The following is an 18583-nucleotide window of genomic DNA, read 5'->3' on the forward strand; positions in this document are numbered from 1 at the left end:
CCCGGCGGCGCCACGTTCTGGCGGAGCACGCCGACACGACAGGAGGTGCAGCGATGAACGTGTTCGTTCCGCTCGTGGAGGTCGGCGGGCCGTCCGGCAGGAAGGGCAGCGACGTCCCCTACCTCCTGGTCAACCCGCCGCTGACCGACCCGACCACCCCGTACCACTCCATCCCGTACCTCGTCGGGGCGGCCCGGGAGGCGGGCCACCGCGCGTACCGCTGCGTGGACGCCAACCTCGACGCGTTCGAGTACCTGGCCCGTCCCGACCAGTTCGGCGCGCTGGTCGGACGGGCCCGCCGGATCCGGGCCCGGATCGGGGAGGCGGCCTCCACGACGCGGCTGGACGAGATCCGGTACCGCCTCGCGCTCTCCGCCGAGGGGCTGACCGCCACCTCGGCCCAGGAGGCCGTCGCGGTCTTCCGGGACCCGGAGCTGTTCTACCACCCGCCCACCTACAGCCGTGCCGTGGCGGTCATGCACCGCTGGTGGGACCTGCTGTCGCTCGACATGCCGCCCGGGTCGCTCGACGGCTTCTCCCTGCGGACCAAGTCCGGTGTGAACCTGTGCAGCACGGCCGACCTGTCCGACCCCGCGGTGGCCGACGCCGTGTCCCGCCCCTTCGAGGGGTACCTCGCGGACGGGTTCGCCCCCCTCCTGCGCGAGCGGCCCTGGGGCCTGGTGGGCTTCTCCGTCGCCTACACGAGCCAGCTGCCGGTGGCCCTGCGCATGGCCCGCCTGGTCCGGGAGCTCGCCCCCGGCGCCCTGGTCGTCTTCGGCGGCACCGAGGTCGGAGACGTCGTCAAGTACACCGACGACCCGGACGCCCTGTGGCGCGTCTTCCGCGACGCGGACGTCGTCGTCCCCGGCGAGGGCGAGACGGTGCTCGTCGACCTCCTCGACGCCGTCCGCGACGGCTCCGGGCCCGACGGCGTCAGGGGGGCGATGACGCGCTCCGCGCCCGCGGCCGGCGTCGCGTACGAGAGCGTCGCCACGCTGCCCGCCCCGGCCTACGACGTCTGGGAGTGGCACCGGTACTGGTCCCCGGAGCCCGTGGTCCTCTACAGCCCCACCCGCGGCTGCTACTGGAACAAGTGCACCTTCTGCGACTACGGCCTGAACACCGACCGGCCGACCTCCCCGTCGCGCGAACGGCCCGTGCCCGTCGTCCTGGACGACCTCCGTGAGGCGACCAAGCACGGAAGGGTGGTGTACTTCGCCGTGGACGCCATGTCCCCGCGCTACCTCCGCCGCCTCTGCGCCGCACTCGCCGAGTCGGACCTCGGCATCAGGTGGAGCGCCGAGCTGCGCCTCGAGCGGACCCTGCCCGAGCGCTCCGTCGGCGGGCTGCTGGCCGCCTCCGGCTGCGTCGCGGTCTCCTTCGGGTACGAGTCCGGCTCCCAGCGGATCCTCGACCTCATCGACAAGGGCGTCAGGATCGACCAGGTCCCCGGGGTCCTCGCCGAACTGGCGCGCCACGGCGTCGCCGCCCAGATGATGGGCTTCACGGACTTCCCCACCGAGACGGGGGAGGAGGCCCGGACGACCTACGCGTTCCTCCACGAGCACCGGGACCTGTGGACGACCGCCGGGATCGGCGTGTTCTCCCTGACACCGGGGTCCATCGTCGCCAAGCAGCCCGACCGCTTCGGGATCGAGCTGCTCCCGCCCTCGCCCTCGGACGACATCCACCGGTACCTGCCGTGGCGGGAACGCGGGTCCGGTGCCGAGCACTGGCCGGAGTCCTCGGACGCCCGGATCCCCCGGGAGCACGCCGACCGGATCCGGCGGGGGCCCTTCGACCGGCCCTTCGTGGGCGGCATCGACTCGGCCCACAGCCTCCTGTACTTCACCCGGTTCGGCCGGCGGCTGTGGCCGGCGGACCGGTCCGGCGAGCCGCCGCGCGTCCGGCTGGTCGAGGAGACGGCCGTGACCGTGCCGTTCGCCTCCGTCGACACGCTGACCAGCACCGACGACCTGCTGGAGGAGATGATCCGCAGGAGCAAGGGGAACCTCGACACGACCGCGCCGTCCTTCGCCGCGTGGCTGCGGGGCGCGGGCGGCGCCCGGCCCGGCACGTCCGGCGTCCTGCTGCCCGCACAGGGCCGGCCGGTCGCCCTGCCCCCGGGGCTGGACCTGTCCGCCGGCAGCGGTCTGGGCCGGGCCCTGCGCGTCATGGCCGCACTGCGGTCCCGGGAGTGAGACGGCGCCTCCTGCGGCCCGGCGCACTCCGGTGGCGCCGGGCCCAGGGCGCCGGTCCCCGGACGTCGGGCGCCGGGGCGGCGGCGGGCAGGACGGCCCCGGCCCGGGAGCCGCCGGCTGCTGACGGGGGCCGTCCCGCCCCGCGGGGGCGGGAGCGGTCGGGGCGACCGGGCGCGAGGGCGCCGACCGGGGCGGCCGGGCCGCACGTGCGGGAGGACCGCAGGCTGCGGCCGGGGTGTCAGGGCCTCCGGTAGATCGTGATCGAGTGGCCGACCTCGTCGATCGGCCTGCCGCCGCGGATCAGCGCCGCGAGCCGGTCGTCGGCCCTGGCGGCCGAGGAGTCCGACACGACGAGCAGCCCGTGCACCCGCGCCGGGGGCACGCCGCGCGGGTCGGCCGCGCGGATGCCGTAGGCGGCGGGCACGCCGCTGCCCTTGTAGACCAGCCAGACCTGCTCGCCCGGGTAGCGCTGCCGGAGGCGGTCGGCCAGCCGCCCCAGGTCCTGGCCCCAGTCCACGTTGGAGTCGTGCAGGAGCAGGTGCGTCCTTGACGGCCCGCCGAAGGCCTCGTTGGAGTACGGCAGGTAGTACGGGTACGTCCGCAGCGAGCCGACCGCGACGGACACCACGAGCAGCGCGGTCGCGACACGCACCCACCGGTGGCGGCACGCGGCCGCCCCGCCCGCCGCCACGGCCAGGAACACCGGCACGAAGACGGCGTACCGGACGCCGAAGTCGCGGGACCCGGTCATCGCCGCGGCCAGCAGCACGGCCGTGGGGAGGAGCACGTACGGCGCCGCCGGCCGCAGCCGCGGCACCCGCACCGCCGCCACCGCGCCGGCCGCCCACAGCGCGAGCATGCCGAGCGGCGTCTTCACCAGCAGCGCGGCCGGCAGGTAGTACCAGAGCGCGCCCCGGTACGGCCGGCCGAACAGGAAGCCGCCGTACGTCGCGTTCTCGAACCCGAACTGGATCCGCATCCCGTCCCGGTACGCCTCCGGGAGGGGCAGCAGGTCGACGGCCGCCCCGCGCAGGCCGTGCACGACCGGCGTGTTCCCGGGCGCGACCCACCGCAGCCGCGGGTCGACGGCGAGGTAGGAGGCCCAGACCACCGCGACCGCGACCAGGGCCACGGCCGCCGCCGCCCCGGCGCCGCGGGCGAGGAGCCGCGCCGTGCCGCGCGGGCCGGGTCCGGACCCGGACCCGGACCCGGACCCGGACCCGGGCCCGGGTCCGTCGGCCCGGTGGGCGTACCGCACCGACAGGACGGCCAGCAGCATCAGCACCGGGACCGCGGGCAGCGCGCTCATCTTCGTGGCGACGGCCGCGCCGAGCGCCGCCCCGGCGAGCGGCAGGTGGCGCAGCGGCCGGTGCCGCGCCCGCCACACGGCCCAGAGCGACGTCAGCAGGAAGCCCGCCGCCGACACGTCGAGCGTCGCCAGCGACCCGTGGGCGATGACGTCCGGGGAGAACGCGTACAGGGAGAGCGCCGTCAGGCCGCCCGCCGGGCCGGCCAGGTCGCGGGCGAAGCCGAGGACGACCAGCCCGAAGAGCAGCGTCAGCGCGATCACCGGCAGCCGCGCCCACAGCATCAGCCGCCACGGGTCGTTGCCCGACGCGTAGAGCACCTGCCGTCCGAGCGCCGTCTGGTCGCCGGTGAAGGAGGGGTCGAGGCGCGGGTGGGCGAACGCCGCCCCGGACGCGATGACGAGCTTGCCCAGCGGCGGATGCTCCGGGTTGTACCGCAGGCTGTGCTGCTGCAGGTAGACCACGGCCGTGCCCACGTACACGGGCTCGTCGATGGTCGGGGTCTGCTCCACCGCCGTCGTGACCATCGCGGCGGCCATCCCGGCGAGCAGCGCGGCCACGGCGAGTGCGAACGGCCACCGCCGGGGCCGCCGGGGCCGCCGGACGGTCCCCGGGTCGGCGCCGGCGGCGCTGTCGATGACGCCCTGCCCCCGCATGGGACCCGACCCTAACGCGGCGGCGCGCGCCGCGTGCCGGTCCGGGGAATCCCCGCCGCGCGCCCCCGGGCGGCCCCGCACGGCCCCGGCGGCCGCCCGGGGCGGTCCTCACCGGGATGCCCGCCCTCCGGTACCGTCTCCCCGCCGGTCCGGCCCGCATTGAACCGAAACCGCCCGCGGGCCGTACAGGTGTTGGCGGCCCCGGCACGGTGAACCCGGTCCGCCCTGCCACTGCCGTTCTCCGCACGGAAGGACCTCGGGATTGTCGCTCTTCACGGGCTCGCGTCGGCTGACGGACGCTGAGAAGGCGGCCGCGGAGGAGGGACCGGCACCGGACGACGCCGCCACGGACCGGGAGGACGCCGCTGCCGGCGCCGCCACGGACGGACCGGACGCACCGGACGCGGCCGCCGCAGCCGGCGGTTGGCGGGGCAGGCACCCGAGGGCGGCGCGGGCCGCGGCACGGGGCACCACCGCCCTCGCCGCCGTGCTCGTGCTCGCGGCCCTCCTCCTGCCGGACCGGCTCGACCGCCTCACCCCCGGCGCGTTCGCACGCATCCCCGTGGAGGGGATCCTGGGCGCCGCCGTGCTGCTCCTCCTGCCGCCGAGGGCACGGCGGGCGGCGGCGCTGCTCGGCGGTGCGGTCCTCGGCCTGCTGACCGTCCTGGACCTCCTCGACATGGGCTTCCAGTCGGTCCTCGTGCGGCCCTTCGACCCCGTGCTCGACTGGCCGCTGCTCGGCGACGGCGAGGACTTCCTCAAGGACGCGGTCGGCCGGGCCGGCGCGATCGGCGCGCTGGTCGGCGCCGTGCTCCTCGTCCTCGCCCTGGTGGTCCTCACGGCGCTGGCCGTGCTCCGGCTGAGCCGTGTGACGGCCCGGCACAGTGCGGCGACGACGCGGACCACCCTGGTGCTCGGCACCGTGTGGATCACCTGCGCGGCGCTCGGCCTGCAGCTCGCCGGCGCACCGGTCGCCTCCGTCACCGCCGCCCGGCACCTCGAGGCCCACGCGGTGCAGCTCCGCGCGAGCCTGGCGGACGAGCGGGAGTTCGCCCGGGAGGCCGCCGTGGACCCCTTCCGCGGCACCCCGCCCGACCGGCTGCTGACCGGGCTGCGCGGCAAGGACGTCATCTTCGCCTTCATCGAGAGCTACGGCCGCACCGCGGTCCAGGACTCCCTCATGGCGCCGCAGGTCGACGCCGCGCTCGCGGACGGGACCCGCAGCCTGCGCGCCGCCGGCTTCTCCTCCCGCAGCGCCTTCCTCACCTCGCCGACGTTCGGGGGCGGCAGCTGGCTGGCCCACTCGACCTTCATGTCGGGCCTGTGGGTCACGAACCAGCAGCGCTACCGCACCGTGACCTCCAGCGACCGCATGAGCCTCACCGGCGCCTTCCGGCGCACCGGCGCCTGGCGGACCGTCGGCATCATGCCGGGCGTCACCCGCGCCTGGCCGGAGGCGTCCTTCTACGGCCTGGACCACGTCTACGACTCCCGCCACATGGGCTACCGGGGGCCGAAGTTCAGCTGGTCGCCCGTCCCCGACCAGTACAGCCTGACCGCCTTCCAGCGCCTGGAGCACGGTCGGCCGCACGACAGGCCGCTGATGTCGGAGGTCATCCTGACCTCCAGCCACACCCCCTGGGCGCCCGTCCCCCGGACGATCGGCTGGGACCAGGTCGGCGACGGCTCGGTCTACGACGCCGTCAGGAAGGAGGGGAGCACCCCTGCCGAGGTGTGGCGGAGCCGGACCCGGGTGCGCACCGAGTACGGGCGCTCCATCCGGTACTCGGTGGAGAGCCTCGTGTCGTTCGTCGAGAAGTACGGCACCGACGACACCGTGCTCGTCTTCCTGGGCGACCACCAGCCCGCCCCCGTCGTCAGCGGCGACGGCGCCGGCCACGACGTCCCGATCGCGATCGTCGCCCACGACCCGAAGGTCCTGGACCGGATGTCCGGCTGGGGCTGGCAGGACGGCCTGAGGCCCGGCCCGACGGCCCCGGTCTGGAGGATGGACACCTTCCGGGACCGCTTCCTCAGGACCTACAGCGGCAAGGCCGCTCCCCGGTGACCTGAGCCGGTGGCGCCTCGCCGGTCGGGCCCGGGGCGTTCGGGGCCGCGGCGCGGGAGCCGCTCCAGGGGGACCGCGGCGGAGGCGCGTGCCCGGCCGCCCGCCGGGACCGGCCCTCGTCCCGGAGGAGGAGGCGTGGGGGAGCGGCCCGGCAGGGAGGTCCCGCATGTCCTCCCGGTCCGGGGTGCGGACGGCTGCCGCGGCGGGCGGCCGGGCGGTACGGTCCCGGTGCGGGCCGGGCCTCCTCCGCGGGGAGGGGGTGCGAGGGCCGGGGCCGCCTGACAGGGGAGGCGCGGCATGGGGAAGCGGTGGCGCACGGCCGGCGACGGGGGCCGGGGCGTCCGGCCGGAGGCGCGCGACGGGCGCGCCCTGGGGGCGCTGGTGGTGGTGACGGTGGCGAACTACGTGTGGCAGGTGCCGTACTACCTGCACTTCTACGGCAGCCACGGCAGGGCTCCGGGCGGGCTGTGGGTGCCGCTGGTGGCGACCGGGCTGTGGTTCGCGGCGGGCGCGGTGCTGTACGCCCGCGGTGCCCGGGGCGGGGGAGCGGTGCTGGGCTCGTTCCTGGTGGTGGAGGTGCTGTTCTACCTGCTGCACAACGCGACCGGGGCGGCCGGCCGCGACCTGGTGTCGGGGGACGCGGTCCTGACCGTCGCCTCCGTGCTCGGATACGCGGCCACGCTCGCCGCGGCAGGCTTCCTCCTCCACATGCGGCGCCGGGCACGCCGCCGGCGGGAGGCCGCCCGCGCCTGACCCACCACCCGGACCGGCCGGCCCCCGCCCACGCCCGCACCCACGGGCCCGTCCCCGCCGGCCTCCGGGGCGCGGTCGCCCCACGCCGCTTCCGCCCCCACCGCTCCGAAGCCGTGGTCCGGCTCGCGATGACCGACCTCACGAGCCGACGACTCACCCGGGAATCCCCCCCGAACCGGCGCGGAACCCAGCCCGGGACCAGCCACGAACCAGCGGACCGGGCAGCGGTCCTGGCTCCCGGCGCCGTCAGCAGCGGATGCGGTGACCTGCCCGTGGGCGTTCGAGGCGCCGAAGGGCCGGGCCGGGAGCGAGAGGCCGAGCGGCACCGGCGCGCCACCGCTCCCGGCCCCCGGCCCGAGCGGCCCCCGGCCCGAGCGGCTCCCGGCCCGAGCGGCTCCCGGCCCGAGCGGGCCGGGAGCCGGGGAGGGTCCGAGGGCGTCCGGGCCGGCCCGCGTGGGCCGGCCCGGACGCCGCGGCCTCAGCGGAGGTCGAACCGGTCGAGGTTCATCACCTTGTCCCACGCCGCGACGAAGTCGTTCACGAACTTCTCCTTCGCGTCGTCGCTCGCGTAGACCTCGGCGAGGGCGCGCAGCTCGGAGTTCGACCCGAAGACGAGGTCGGCACGGCTGCCCGTCCACCGGACCTCGCCCGTGGCGGCGTCGCGGCCCTCGAACACGGTCGCGTCCCCGGACGTCGCCTTCCACGTCGTGCCCAGGTCGAGCAGGTTGACGAAGAAGTCGTTGGTCAGCACCCCGGGGGTCTCGGTGAGGACGCCGAGCGGCGACTCCTGGTGGTTCGCGCCCAGGACGCGGAGGCCGCCGACGAGGACCGTCAGCTCGGGGGCGCTCAGGGTCAGCAGGTTCGCCCGGTCGAGCAGCAGGTACTCGGCCGGCAGCCGGTTGCCCTTCCCGAGGTAGTTGCGGAACCCGTCGGCGGTCGGCTCGAGGGCGGCGAACGACTCGGTGTCGGTCTGCTCCTGCGACGCGTCCGCGCGGCCCGGTGCGAAGGGGACCTCCACGGCGAAGCCGGCGTCCCTGGCGGCCTTCTCGACGGCGGCGGCGCCGCCGAGCACGATCAGGTCGGCGAGCGAGACCTGCTTGCCGTCGGTCCGGCCGGCGTTGAAGTCCTGCTGGATCCCCTCCAGGGTGCGCAGCACCACCGCCAGCCGGTCCGGGTCGTTGACCTCCCAGCCGTTCTGCGGCTCGAGGCGGATGCGGGCGCCGTTGGCGCCGCCGCGCTTGTCGCTGCCGCGGAACGACGAGGCCGAGGCCCACGCGGTGGAGACGAGCTGGGACACCGACAGGCCCGAGTCGAGGATCCGGCCCTTGAGGGAGGCGACGTCCCCGGCGTCGACGAGCTCGTGCGTCACCGCGGGCAGGGGGTCCTGCCACAGCAGCGTCTCGGTCGGGACCTCCGGGCCGAGGTAGCGCACGACCGGGCCCATGTCGCGGTGGGTCAGCTTGAACCACGCCCGGGCGAAGGCGTCCGCGAACTCCGCGGGGTTCTCCAGGAAGCGCCGCGAGATCTGCTCGTAGACCGGGTCCACGCGGAGCGCCAGGTCGGTCGTCAGCATGGTCGGGGCGTGGCTCTTCGACGGGTCGTGCGCGTCGGGGACGGTGCCGGCCCCGGCGTTGTCCTTCGGCCGCCACTGGTGCGCCCCGGCGGGGCTCCGGAACAGCTCCCACTCGTAGCCGAACAGGATCTCGAAGAAGCTGTTGTCCCAGGTCGTGGGGGTGTTCGTCCAGATCCCCTCGAGGCCGCTGGTGATCGCGTCGCCGCCCTTGCCGGTGCCGAAGGAGCTGCTCCAGCCCAGGCCCTGCTGCTCGAGCGGGGCGGCCTCGGGGTCGGCGCCGACGCTGTCCGCCGGGCCCGCGCCGTGGGTCTTGCCGAAGGTGTGGCCGCCCGCGACCAGGGCGACCGTCTCCTCGTCGTTCATCGCCATCCGGCGGAACGTCTCACGGATGTCGCGGGCCGCGGCGAGCGGGTCCGGGGTGCCGTTCGGGCCCTCCGGGTTGACGTAGATGAGGCCCATCTGGACCGCGCCGAGGGGGTTCTCCAGCTCGCGGTCGCCGGTGTAGCGCTCGTCGGCGAGCCAGGTGGTCTCGGGGCCCCAGTAGACGTCCTCGTCGGGCTCCCAGACGTCCTCGCGGCCGCCGCCGAAGCCGAAGGTCTCGAAGCCCATCGACTCCAGGGCGACGTTGCCGGCGAGGATCATGAGGTCGGCCCACGACAGGCTCCGGCCGTACTTCTTCTTGACCGGCCACAGCAGGCGGCGGGCCTTGTCGAGGTTGGCGTTGTCCGGCCAGCTGTTGAGGGGGGCGAAGCGCTGCTGGCCGGCCCCGGCGCCGCCGCGGCCGTCGCTGATGCGGTAGGTGCCCGCGCTGTGCCACGCCATCCGGATGATGAACGGGCCGTAGTGGCCGAAGTCGGCGGGCCACCAGTCCTGCGAGGTCGTCAGCACCTCGGCGATGTCGCGCTTCACCGCGGGGAGGTCGAGGGACGTGAAGGCCTCGGCGTAGTCGAACCCCTCGCCGAACGGGTTGGCCACGGCGGGGTTCTTGGCGAGGATCTTCAGGTTGAGCCGTTCCGGCCACCACTGGCGGTTTCCGCCGCCCTGGGTCGGGTGCAGGGCGCGCCCGTGCGGGACCGGACAGCCACCTCCGCCCTCCGCCTTCGCATCGGTGACGATCGCATCGTGGTTCTCAGTCATGGGAATCCTTCCGGACCGGGCGGATCATGGTGCTCGGGAGCTGGGGGCGGCGGATCGGTCGGTGCCCGGGGCCGGGCGGACGCACGCGGCCCCGTCGCCCGGGAGGCCGCTGTCGTCGCGTGTGGTCGGGTCGCGTGTGGTCGGGCAGGGGGCGTCGCCGGCCGCGCACGCGCGGAGGCGACCGCCTCGGCGCCGGTGCGGTCGCCGGTCCGGACGGTGCCGGGCGGCGCGACGCGGGCGGCCGCCACTCGCAGGCCGGTACCGCGCGCCTCCCCGGCGGTGGTCCTGTCACGTCTCCGTCTCCTGCCCTGCTGGAGCCTTCCTGTCCCTTGGATACCACCTGAAACGATCCTACAATGGACAGAGTCCAAGTCAAGAAGTGCACCAGACCCATATCCGATCGGAGCCCGGGCGCCGCTGGTGGTCCGCGGGCGTCCCGCCGAACCCGAACGGGTGAACCGAGATGAGTGACCTGCTGGAGCGGCTGCGCGGGCGCGGCTGGCGGATGACCTCCCAGCGGCGTGTCGTCGCCGAGGTCCTCGACGGCGACCACGTGCACCTCACGGCCGACGAGGTGCACGCCCGGGCGGCGCGGCGGCTGCCCGAGATCTCCCGGGCGACCGTCTACAACACCCTGGGCGAGCTGGTCGCCCTCGGCGAGGTCGCGGAGGTCTCCACCGACGGCCGCGCCAAGCGCTACGACCCCAACGCGCACCGCCCCCACCAGCACCTGGTGTGCTCCGGCTGCGGCGCCATCCGCGACGTCCGCCCGACCGGCGACCCGCTGGCCGACCTCCCGGCGCAGGAGCGGTTCGGCTTCACGGTGTCCGGGGCCGAGGTCACCTACCGCGGACTCTGCCCGTCCTGCGCCTGACGTCCGGGCCGGGGGCCGCCGGGTCGCCGCCCGTGCGTCCGCGGCGCCGCGCTCCCGCCGGATCGGGCGGGGCCGCACGTGAACGTGTTCAAAAGAAGCGGGAGACTGGCCGTCCGGCCGGACGGGGAGAGAGGGGACGGCCATGGTGAGTGCGCTGCTGATGCCGCGCGGGCGGGTCCGGCGGGCCGGGGCCGGCGTCCGTGCGGTGCGCGGCGGCACGGCGCCGACGCCGATCCTCGACCTGGGGCATCCGCGCGTCCTGGACGCCGTGCGGAGCATCGGCGCGGCGCCCCGGGAGGGGGAGGGGCCTGGCGGGAAGGCGGCGTCCCTCCGCCGCGCGCACCGGTGGATCTCGGCAGAGGTGCGGCCGGTGTACTCGGTCGAGGAGACGCGGCCGGTGTCCGAGGTCCTGCGGCGCGGCCGCGGCTCCTGCAGCCAGCGGATGGCCGTCCTGGAGGCGGTCGCACGGGCGTGGGGCGTGCCGACCCGGGTGCGCGGCCTGGTCGTGGACGGCGTCTTCTGGTACCCGCGCTTCCCCCGGCTGCGCCGGATCGTCCCCGGCCAGGTCGTGCTGGCCTGGCCGGAGTTCCGCATCGACGGCCTGCCGGAGTCGCGCCGCACCGCCTCGCCGTGGCTGCCGGTGTCGGAGCTCTTCGCCGGTGCGGCCGGACGGGCGGGCGGCGGCTTCACCAACGCCGGTGCGGAGACGCTCTTCGAGGCGCTGTCCAGGACCGCCGTCGACTGGGACGGGGCCGCGGCCTGCCCGGCGTCGGACGGCACCTGCGACCTCTCGGCCCGCCTGCTCGTGGACCTGGGCCGCTTCGACTCCCGTGACGAGCTCTTCGCCCGGTACGGCCAGACCCTGTGCGCCACGGCGAGGCTGCTGGCCGAGCCCGTCCTGGGGCGGCGAGGGGCCGGATTCCGGTGATCGTCCCGGGGCGCCGTCAGCCGGCTCCCCGGGTGAGGTTCCCGGACCGGACCGTCGGGACGTGCGCCCGGAGTCCGGCGGGGGCGGCCGGCCGGGGCCTGCCGTACGGGCCGCGATGCCCCGCCGGGCCTCGGGTCTGCCGATCGGGCGGCCGGCGGTCCTCCGCTCCTCGGGCAGGCACGCCCCGGCCGTGCGTCGGGACCGCCGGTCACCCGGCCGCGTGGCGTCTGCGGCGCTGGTCCGCCGCGAGCCGTCCTGTGGCCGGGGGCCGGGTCGGGCTTCTCCGGGCTCGCGCAGCGGAGCGCGCTGCCGGCCGGCTCGGTCGACGGCGCGGCCCGGCCGGGTTCACTTGCCGGTGATGCTCCACGTGCCGCCGCCGGCTGCGGCGGCGTTGCCGAGGGCGGCCCACGCGGCGCCGTCGAGCTTGAAGGCGTCGCGGAGGTAGGCGGAGACGGCGTCGGCGACGAGGGCCACGCGGGCGGGGTCCTCGTCGGTGGTCTCGGAGACCGCCTCGCCGGCGAGGCCGCCCAGGGTGTGCTCGCCCTCGGCGATGGTGAGCAGGCTCTTCGGGGCCGGGCTGAGGTGGTAGGCGTCGGTGAACCACTCCGGCCCCCGGGTGGAGAGCTGGGACTGGTCCTTGCCGCCGGCGACGACCAGGGTCGGAGCGGTCATGGTGGAGTAGTCCGGCCTCATGAACGGGAGGTGTTCGGCGGCGAACGGGGTGAGGGTGTCGCCGGTTCCGGTCGCAGCGATCAGCGCACCGGCCGAGACTGCGGGGTGGGAGAAGTCCTCTCCGGGAACCCCGTCGCCGTCGAGCACGCGCGCGCCGAGGAGCGCGCCTGCGGTCTGTGCGCCCCAGGAGTGGCCGACGACCGCGATGCGCTCGTGGTCGACGCGGGTCTCCAGGCCGCCCGCCTGGAGGAGGATGTCGCCGAGGCCGTCGAGGACCGCGTGGAGGTCGGCGATCCGGACGCGCCAGACGGTGGCGAAGCGCGGGTCGTCCCACGTGATGCCGTTGCGGCGGGAGTCCAGGTGGGTGGGCTGCACGACGACGAATCCGGCGGCCGCCCACCGGTCGGCGAGGGGTCCGTACCCGTCCATGGACCATGCGTTGCCGTGGGAGAACACGATGACGGGGAGGCCCTGGCCGGACAGCGGGGCGGTGACCTTCACCTGGAGGTCGGCGCTGCGGCCGGGCGCGGGGACGGTGATGGGCTTGACCGCGACGATCCGGTGGCTGAGGTGGCCGGAAGGCATGGGGGACCTGCGCTTTCTTCAGGGGGCGCCCTGCCGTATTTTGGCGGAGCAGCGTTCCGTCAAAGTAGCGGAACATTGTTCCGCGAGTAAAGCGAGCAAAGGGAGGGCCTCGTGCCGGAATTGGTCGGAGTACGCCAGGCGCAGGCGCGGCGCACCCGCGACGCCGTGCTGGCGGCCGCGGCGGCCGTCTTCGTGGACCAGGGCGTCCAGGCCCCCGTCCGGGACATCGCCGAACGTGCCGGTGTCGGCGTCGGGACGATCTACCGGAACTTTCCCACCCGGGCGGACCTCGTCACCGCCGTCTACCGGCACCAGGTCGACACGTGCGCCGCACTCGCCCCCCGCCTGTTGGAGGAATCAGCCTCCCCGTTCACCGCCCTGACCCGCTGGGCGGACGCGTTCGTGGAGTTCCTGGCGACCAAGCACGGCCTCGGCGCGGCCCTGGGGTCCGGTGATCCGGGGCTGGAGAACCTCCACGCCCTCATGCTCGACACCCTGGTCCCGGCCTGCGCAACGCTGCTCGACGCCTGCGCCGCCGCCGGCGAACTCGGCCCCGACATCACCGCCTACACACTCATGCGCGCCATCGGGAACCTCTGCATCACCGGCCCCGACTACGACCGGGCCGACGCCGAGCACATGGTCGCAACCCTCCTGGCCGGATGCCGTCGCAGGGCGAGGTGACAGGACCCGGCCGCCCGCCGTGCGCACCGCCGGTCTACGGCCGGGACGCGGGCCGTGGCTCCCACCGCGTGACGGCCGAGGCCGCAACCACGCGGTGACGGCCGCGACGAGGACGGGTGCCCCGTGGCGGGCCGCGAGCCCGCCGTGTCGCGTGGCGGCGGCGCGGTGCTCCTGCGTCCGACCGGGTGCCAGGTCGGCCAGAACCGGGAGCGCGGTTGAACGGTGCTCCCGGACCGCCTGCCGCCTGCCGCCTGCCCGTGGTCCCGGGGGCGGCGCCCATGCCGGTACCGCGCCCACGGGTCCCGGCTCCTCGGCCTCTCGTACGGCCCCGGAGAGCCGCCGGTGCCCCGCGGGTCGGAGCGGTCCCACAGCGCGGCGGCACCGGAACGCATCGGGGTGGTCGGCACCGGCTCGGGGTCCGGCGGCCGGTGAGGGCCCTCTCCGCCGGCGCCGGACGCGTCGGCCCCGGGGCCCCGTCAGTCCTGGACGGCGACGGCGGCGGCGTGGCCGTCCGGGACGGCGACGTCGCCGACCGTCCACCCCGGGGGCTGGGCGATCCCGTCCGCCCCGGTGCCCAGGTAGTCCAGCGACAGCGGGCGTCCGAGCCCGGTGCCGAGCCCCTTGAGGTACGCCTCCTTGCGGGCCCAGGCGCGGGCGAACGCCGAGGGCCTGTCCGCCGCGTCGCACTCCTGCAGCTCGGCGGCCTCCCGCGGGTGCAGGAGCGCCCCGATCTCGTCGGCGACCGCCGGATCGGGGACCCGCTCCGTGTCCACGCCCACCGGCGTGGCGGCGAAGGCCAGCAGGCAGATCCCCCCGCTGTGGGACAGGGAGAAGTGGAGGGGGTTCCCGCGCACCGCGGGACGCCCGTGGGGCTCCGGGCACAGGGGGCACGGCAGCCGTTCCAGGGGCACGTCCGCAGGCTGCGTACCGAGGTAGGCGCCGAGCAGGAGGCGCAGTCCCACGTGGGCGCCCACGTAGAGGTCCCTGTCCTCGGCCTGCCGGAACGCCGCGGCCCGCTCCCGCTCCCGGCCGTCGAGCACGGCGCCGGCCAGCCGGGAGGCGTCGGCGCCGAACCCGTCGGTGCGCACGAGCCACAGACGGGGCGGCTCACCCGGCAGGGGCAGGGGGAGCGGCTGCTCCCACGCCCCGTTCCGCAGCTCCACGGGCCGCTGCACCGCACAGGTCGTCACGCGCACACCCTACAGACGCCGGACACGGAGGCGCCGGACGGTCCGGTCGGCCGGCACGGGACCGCGGGCACGCCGGTGTGCGAGGGCCTGTCCCGGGGAGGCGGCCCCCGGATCTTCGCAGGCCGGGACCCCTGCGGCGCCCCGGGCACGGCGGCCGGGGCGCCACCGGCGGGCCGACCGCCGTCCCTGCCCGCACGCGGCGCAGATGCCGCCGGGCAGGCCCGTGCTGTTTCGGGGCGGCGCTCGTTGTGATCAAGGAGCGCACCGGCGTACCGGTGCGCCCTTGCCACACGTTCACAAGGCGCACGCGCCTGCAGGGAAAGATTCGTACTTTTGAAGAGCGATCGTAGGGACTCCGGTTCTCCGTGGCACGTCACCGCCTTCCAGGTCCGGCCCGGGGAGCGCGGCGCCTCGGAACTGGTGGGCCGTGTCCGGGAGCTGCGGGCGAGGATCCTGTTCGACAACGGGCGGCGCCCGGACTTCCGGCGGCACGACGGCGGGTACGCCGACGACCAGGAACTGGACTTCGGCGCCTGGCACTTCGTGGGCAGGCACGGGCCGGACGGGCCGCCCGTGGGATACGTGAGGCTGTCCACGCCGCTCACCGGCGAGCTGTTCCAGACGCGGGCCCACCTGGGCGCGGAGCGGTTCGAGGAGCTGCTGCGCGAGCAGGGACTGGGCGTTGCCGAAACGTTCGAGCACAGCCGGCTGGTGGTCGAGCACCGGGCGCGCAAGCTGGGCCTGGGGATCCGGCTGAACGCGTCGGCGATCGCCGCCGCGCGCTTCCTGGGCGCGAAGGCCATGATCGGCACCTCGGGGACGGCGGACGGGCAGGACCGGTTCCACGAGCGGTTCGGTTTCCGGCCGGTCCGCGGGACCCGCCGCTACGTGGACCACTACACCGAGGACGTCGTCGTCATGCTGTACCGGGCCGTGGACCGCGCCGGGGAGTACGCCGACCTGGTCGAGGACCTGGAGGGGGCCTTCCCCGCGACCGCGGTGGCCTCCGACCGGGTGCGCCTGGACGGGCCGGAGGTGCGCCGGGCCGCCGCGACGGCGGCCGCCGGCAGCACCGGAGCCACCCGAGCCACCGGAGCCACCGGAGCCACCCGAGCCACCGGAGCCACCCGAGCCACCGGAGCCACCCGAGCCACCGGGGCCGACGCCCACGGGCCCCGCGACGACAGCGGTGACGGATGCTGGCAGCCGGTGCTCCACGAGCCGCGGCACGACCGGGACCGGCGCGCCCTCGACGCCCTGCTGGAGTCCGGCCGGGTCCGCCAGGTCTGCGACACGGTCGGGGAGCAGTTGCGGGAACTGGTCAGGAGCCGCGAGCCCGGCCGGGACCTCGCCGGCGGGGACCTCGACCGCGCCGTCCGCGAACAGCTGGCCGGAACCGATCCCCGCGACTACGGGACCTGGGCGTGGTACCCGTGGTCGGGCCGCCTGGTGCACCTGCTGCCGCGCGAGGAGTTCCGCCTCGTGCGCACCGACCGCAACCGCGGACGGATCGAGCGGCCCGAGCAGCGCCGCCTGTTCACCCGCCGCGTGGGGGTCATCGGGCTCTCCGTGGGCAGCAGTGCGGCCCTGACCCTCGCGATGGAGGGCGTCGGCGGCGCCTTCCGGCTGGCCGACTTCGACACCCTGAGCCTGTCCAACCTCAACCGGCTGCGCGCCGGCGTGCACCACCTGGGCCTGAACAAGTGCGTCATCGCGGCGCGCCAGATGTCCGAGATCGACCCCTGGCTGGACATCGAGATCCACCCCGGCGGCCTGACCGAGGAGACCCTGGAGGAGTTCTTCACCGGCGGCAGCGGCCCCCTCGACCTGCTCGTCGAGGAGTGCGACACCCCCTGGGTGAAGATCGCCGCCCGCGAACGGGCCCGCGCGCTGGGCGTCCCGGTCGTGATGGACGCCAACGACCGCGGCCTGCTGGACGTGGAGCGGTTCGACCTGGAACCGGACCGGCCGCTGCTCCACGGCCTGCTCGGCGGCACCACCTCCGACGACCTGGTCGGCCTCACCCGCCAGGAGACGGTCGACCTCATCCTCGACATGGTCGACCGGGAGCGGATCAGCCCCGAACTCGCCGCCGCCGTCCCGCAGATCGGCACCACGCTCAGCAGCTGGCCCCAGCTCGCCTCCGGCGTCGCCCTCGGAGGCGCCCTGGTCACGGACGCCGCCCGCCGCATCCTGCTCGGCCGGCCCCGCCCCTCCGGGCGCTTCTACACCGACCTCGAGGCCCTCACCGCTGGAGACCGGAGCACCGTCGCATGACCCTCACCCGCGAACTGCCCGCCGACACCCACACCGGGGCCGGCCTGCCGGTCCCGTTCACGGTCGCGGGCACCGCCGTCCACCTGCCCCCGACCGTCGTCACCAACGAGGACCTCACCCGGACCCTGGACACCACCGACGAGTGGATCGTGGCCCGTACCGGCATTCGCCAGCGCCGCCGCCTCGACCCGGGCCTGGCCACCTCCGACATGTGCCTGGCCGCCGCGGGACCCGCCCTGCGGGCCGCCGGCCTCACCCCCGCCGGCCTGGACGCGGTCATCGTGGCCAGCTACACCCACGACCAGCCCCTGCCCTCCACCTCACTGATCGTCAAGGACGCGCTCGGCGCCCGGCGGGCCCTGGCGTTCGACGTCACCCAGGCGGCCTGCGCCTCCGGCGTCCACGCCGTGCTGCTCGCCGCCCACCTCCTGCAGAACCCTTCCGTCACCACGGTCCTGGTCCTGGCCGCCGACTGCGCCTCCCGCGTCACCCGCCCCGGCGACCGCACCGCCGGCGTCTTCTTCGGCGACGCCGCGGCCGCGGCCGTCCTCACCCGGACGGAGGCCGCCGGAGCCGGCCTGCTCTCCCACGACCTGGGGTCCCAGCTCTCGTACCAGGTGCAGATCGCCGCCGGCGGCTCACGCCTGCCCGCCAGCCCCGACACCGTCGCCTCCGGGGAGCACTACCTCGCCATGGACGGACGCGCGGTGTGGGACACCGCCACCACCCGCCTGCCGCAGAGCATCACCAACGCCGTCCGCCGCGCCGGCCTCGCCCCGGCCGACATCGACCACTTCTTCCTCCACCAGGCCAACATCAACATCCTCGACCACACCCTGAGGGAGCTCGGCGTCCCCGCCGAACGCGCCCCCGTCACCCTCGACACCCTCGGCAACACCGGCGCGGCCGGGATGTTCACCGCCCTCCACCACGCCACCACCCGTGGGCGCCTGCGCCCCGGCGACACCTACGTCCTGTCCGCCATCGGCGCCGGATTCCACTGGGGCACCCTGTGCCTGCGCCACGGCTGACCGGCCCCCGCCGCACGGTCCCGCCCGATCCGCCGCCCGCCGCGCCCGCTCCCGCGCGCACGGCCGGACCTGACCGGACCGGACCGTAGGCGGCCACCGCCCGACCGGCGCCCCGGCACCCTGCCGGGGCGCCCCTCCCGCCGGCCCGCGCAGGGCAGGGCCCGGGCCCGGCACCAGGGCCTGGGGCCTGACCCCGGATGTCGGACACCGGAGGCACCCGGACCTTGATGGTCCGGGTGGACAGGAGTCCTGCACCGATGGCGATGAAGCACGACCCGCCGGAGTGCAGGGCCGAGGCGGTCGCGCCGTACCGCTCGCGGCCGGGAGCGACGGTCACGTCGGTCGCCGAGGACCCCGGGATCGACTCCGAGACGCTGCGCAACCGGATCCGGGCTGCCGACAGGCGGCGCCCCGGCACCCGCACGGCAGGTCGGCCGACCCCCACCGACGGGCAGGAGGGGCCCCGCGCGCCGACCGGGTCGTCGACGCCCTGCACGCGGCGGAGCGCACCCGCGGCAGCCTCGCCGGAGCGATCATGCACACCGACCGCGGAGCCCCATGCGGCTCCCGGGCCTTCGCCGACGCCTGCCGCCGGGCCGGCGTGGTCCAGTCGACGAGGACGGCGGGCAGCAGCGCGGACAACGCCG

The 18583-nt window shown here is 75.8% G+C and carries 12 protein-coding genes; 8 read left to right on the forward strand and 4 right to left on the reverse strand.

What is annotated here, in order from left to right; translation table 11 throughout:
• Positions 1-53 precede the first annotated feature (53 nt).
• Entirely contained in the window at positions 54-2201 is a 2148-nt protein-coding gene (locus LO771_RS20780) for a radical SAM protein (RefSeq protein ID WP_230654669.1), read from the forward strand.
• A 238-nt stretch (positions 2202-2439) separates the two neighbouring features.
• On the opposite strand, the gene LO771_RS20785 is transcribed toward LO771_RS20780, so the two are convergent.
• Positions 2440-4164, reverse strand: coding sequence for a phospholipid carrier-dependent glycosyltransferase (locus LO771_RS20785; RefSeq protein WP_374228207.1), 1725 nt, complete (start codon positions 4162-4164; stop codon positions 2440-2442).
• 262 nt (positions 4165-4426) lie between these two features.
• On the opposite strand from LO771_RS20785, the gene LO771_RS20790 reads away from it, so the two are divergent.
• Both LO771_RS20790 and LO771_RS20795 read left to right on the forward strand, forming a co-directional pair.
• Positions 4427-6232 (forward strand): sulfatase, encoded by a 1806-nt coding sequence (locus tag LO771_RS20790; protein WP_230654672.1) that lies wholly within the window; start codon positions 4427-4429, stop codon positions 6230-6232.
• Positions 6233-6529: 297 nt separating this feature from the next.
• The gene (locus tag LO771_RS20795; protein WP_230654675.1) at positions 6530-6985 is read left to right on the forward strand and encodes a hypothetical protein; all 456 of its coding nucleotides are present in this window, start codon (positions 6530-6532) and stop codon (positions 6983-6985) included.
• A gap of 478 nt (positions 6986-7463) precedes the next feature.
• Here LO771_RS20795 and katG read toward each other — a convergent pair whose 3' ends face one another.
• Positions 7464-9695 (reverse strand): catalase/peroxidase HPI, encoded by a 2232-nt coding sequence (katG, locus tag LO771_RS20800; protein ID WP_230654678.1) that lies wholly within the window; start codon positions 9693-9695, stop codon positions 7464-7466.
• Positions 9696-10158: 463 nt separating this feature from the next.
• Between katG and LO771_RS20805 the strand changes: the two genes are divergently transcribed.
• Positions 10159-10569 carry a Fur family transcriptional regulator gene (locus LO771_RS20805; RefSeq protein ID WP_230654680.1) on the forward strand — a complete coding sequence of 137 codons (411 nt, stop codon included), beginning with the start codon at positions 10159-10161 and terminating at the stop codon, positions 10567-10569.
• A 142-nt stretch (positions 10570-10711) separates the two neighbouring features.
• Positions 10712-11497 carry a transglutaminase-like domain-containing protein gene (locus LO771_RS20810; RefSeq protein ID WP_230654682.1) on the forward strand — a complete coding sequence of 262 codons (786 nt, stop codon included), beginning with the start codon at positions 10712-10714 and terminating at the stop codon, positions 11495-11497.
• Between the two features lie 345 nt (positions 11498-11842).
• On the opposite strand, the gene LO771_RS20815 is transcribed toward LO771_RS20810, so the two are convergent.
• Entirely contained in the window at positions 11843-12754 is a 912-nt protein-coding gene (locus LO771_RS20815; RefSeq protein WP_230654688.1) for a chlorophyllase, read from the reverse strand.
• A gap of 111 nt (positions 12755-12865) precedes the next feature.
• Here LO771_RS20815 and LO771_RS20820 point away from each other — a divergent pair, with 111 nt between their 5' ends.
• Complete coding sequence (locus LO771_RS20820) at positions 12866-13438, forward strand: TetR/AcrR family transcriptional regulator (protein ID WP_230654690.1); 573 nt, start codon at positions 12866-12868, stop codon at positions 13436-13438.
• Positions 13439-13914: 476 nt separating this feature from the next.
• On the opposite strand, the gene LO771_RS20825 is transcribed toward LO771_RS20820, so the two are convergent.
• Positions 13915-14628: a 4'-phosphopantetheinyl transferase superfamily protein gene (locus LO771_RS20825; protein WP_230654694.1), complete on the reverse strand. Its 714-nt coding sequence runs from the start codon at positions 14626-14628 to the stop codon at positions 13915-13917.
• A 333-nt stretch (positions 14629-14961) separates the two neighbouring features.
• On the opposite strand from LO771_RS20825, the gene LO771_RS31130 reads away from it, so the two are divergent.
• Positions 14962-16905, forward strand: coding sequence for a ThiF family adenylyltransferase (locus LO771_RS31130; RefSeq protein WP_304944849.1), 1944 nt, complete (start codon positions 14962-14964; stop codon positions 16903-16905).
• On the forward strand, positions 16902-17936 hold the full coding sequence (locus LO771_RS20835) for a 3-oxoacyl-ACP synthase III family protein (RefSeq protein ID WP_230654696.1): 1035 nt from the start codon (positions 16902-16904) through the stop codon (positions 17934-17936). The genes LO771_RS31130 and LO771_RS20835 overlap by 4 nt, the downstream gene beginning before the upstream one ends.
• Positions 17937-18583 lie beyond the last annotated feature (647 nt).

Origin of the sequence: Streptacidiphilus sp. ASG 303 (assembly GCF_020991365.1) — a bacterium.
Lineage (GTDB): Bacteria > Actinomycetota > Actinomycetes > Streptomycetales > Streptomycetaceae > Peterkaempfera.

Bases quoted from the DNA above. Each gene is read 5' to 3' on its own strand.
- katG (WP_230654678.1), bottom strand. From the start codon at position 9,695: ATGACTGAGAACCACGATGCGATCGTCACCGATGCGAAGGCGGAGGGC.
- LO771_RS20785 (WP_374228207.1), bottom strand. From the start codon at position 4,164: ATGCGGGGGCAGGGCGTCATCGACAGCGCCGCCGGCGCCGACCCGGGG.
- LO771_RS20810 (WP_230654682.1), top strand. From the start codon at position 10,712: ATGGTGAGTGCGCTGCTGATGCCGCGCGGGCGGGTCCGGCGGGCCGGG.
- LO771_RS20805 (WP_230654680.1), top strand. From the start codon at position 10,159: ATGAGTGACCTGCTGGAGCGGCTGCGCGGGCGCGGCTGGCGGATGACC.
- LO771_RS20815 (WP_230654688.1), bottom strand. From the start codon at position 12,754: ATGCCTTCCGGCCACCTCAGCCACCGGATCGTCGCGGTCAAGCCCATC.
- LO771_RS20780 (WP_230654669.1), top strand. From the start codon at position 54: ATGAACGTGTTCGTTCCGCTCGTGGAGGTCGGCGGGCCGTCCGGCAGG.
- LO771_RS20835 (WP_230654696.1), top strand. From the start codon at position 16,902: ATGACCCTCACCCGCGAACTGCCCGCCGACACCCACACCGGGGCCGGC.
- LO771_RS20795 (WP_230654675.1), top strand. From the start codon at position 6,530: ATGGGGAAGCGGTGGCGCACGGCCGGCGACGGGGGCCGGGGCGTCCGG.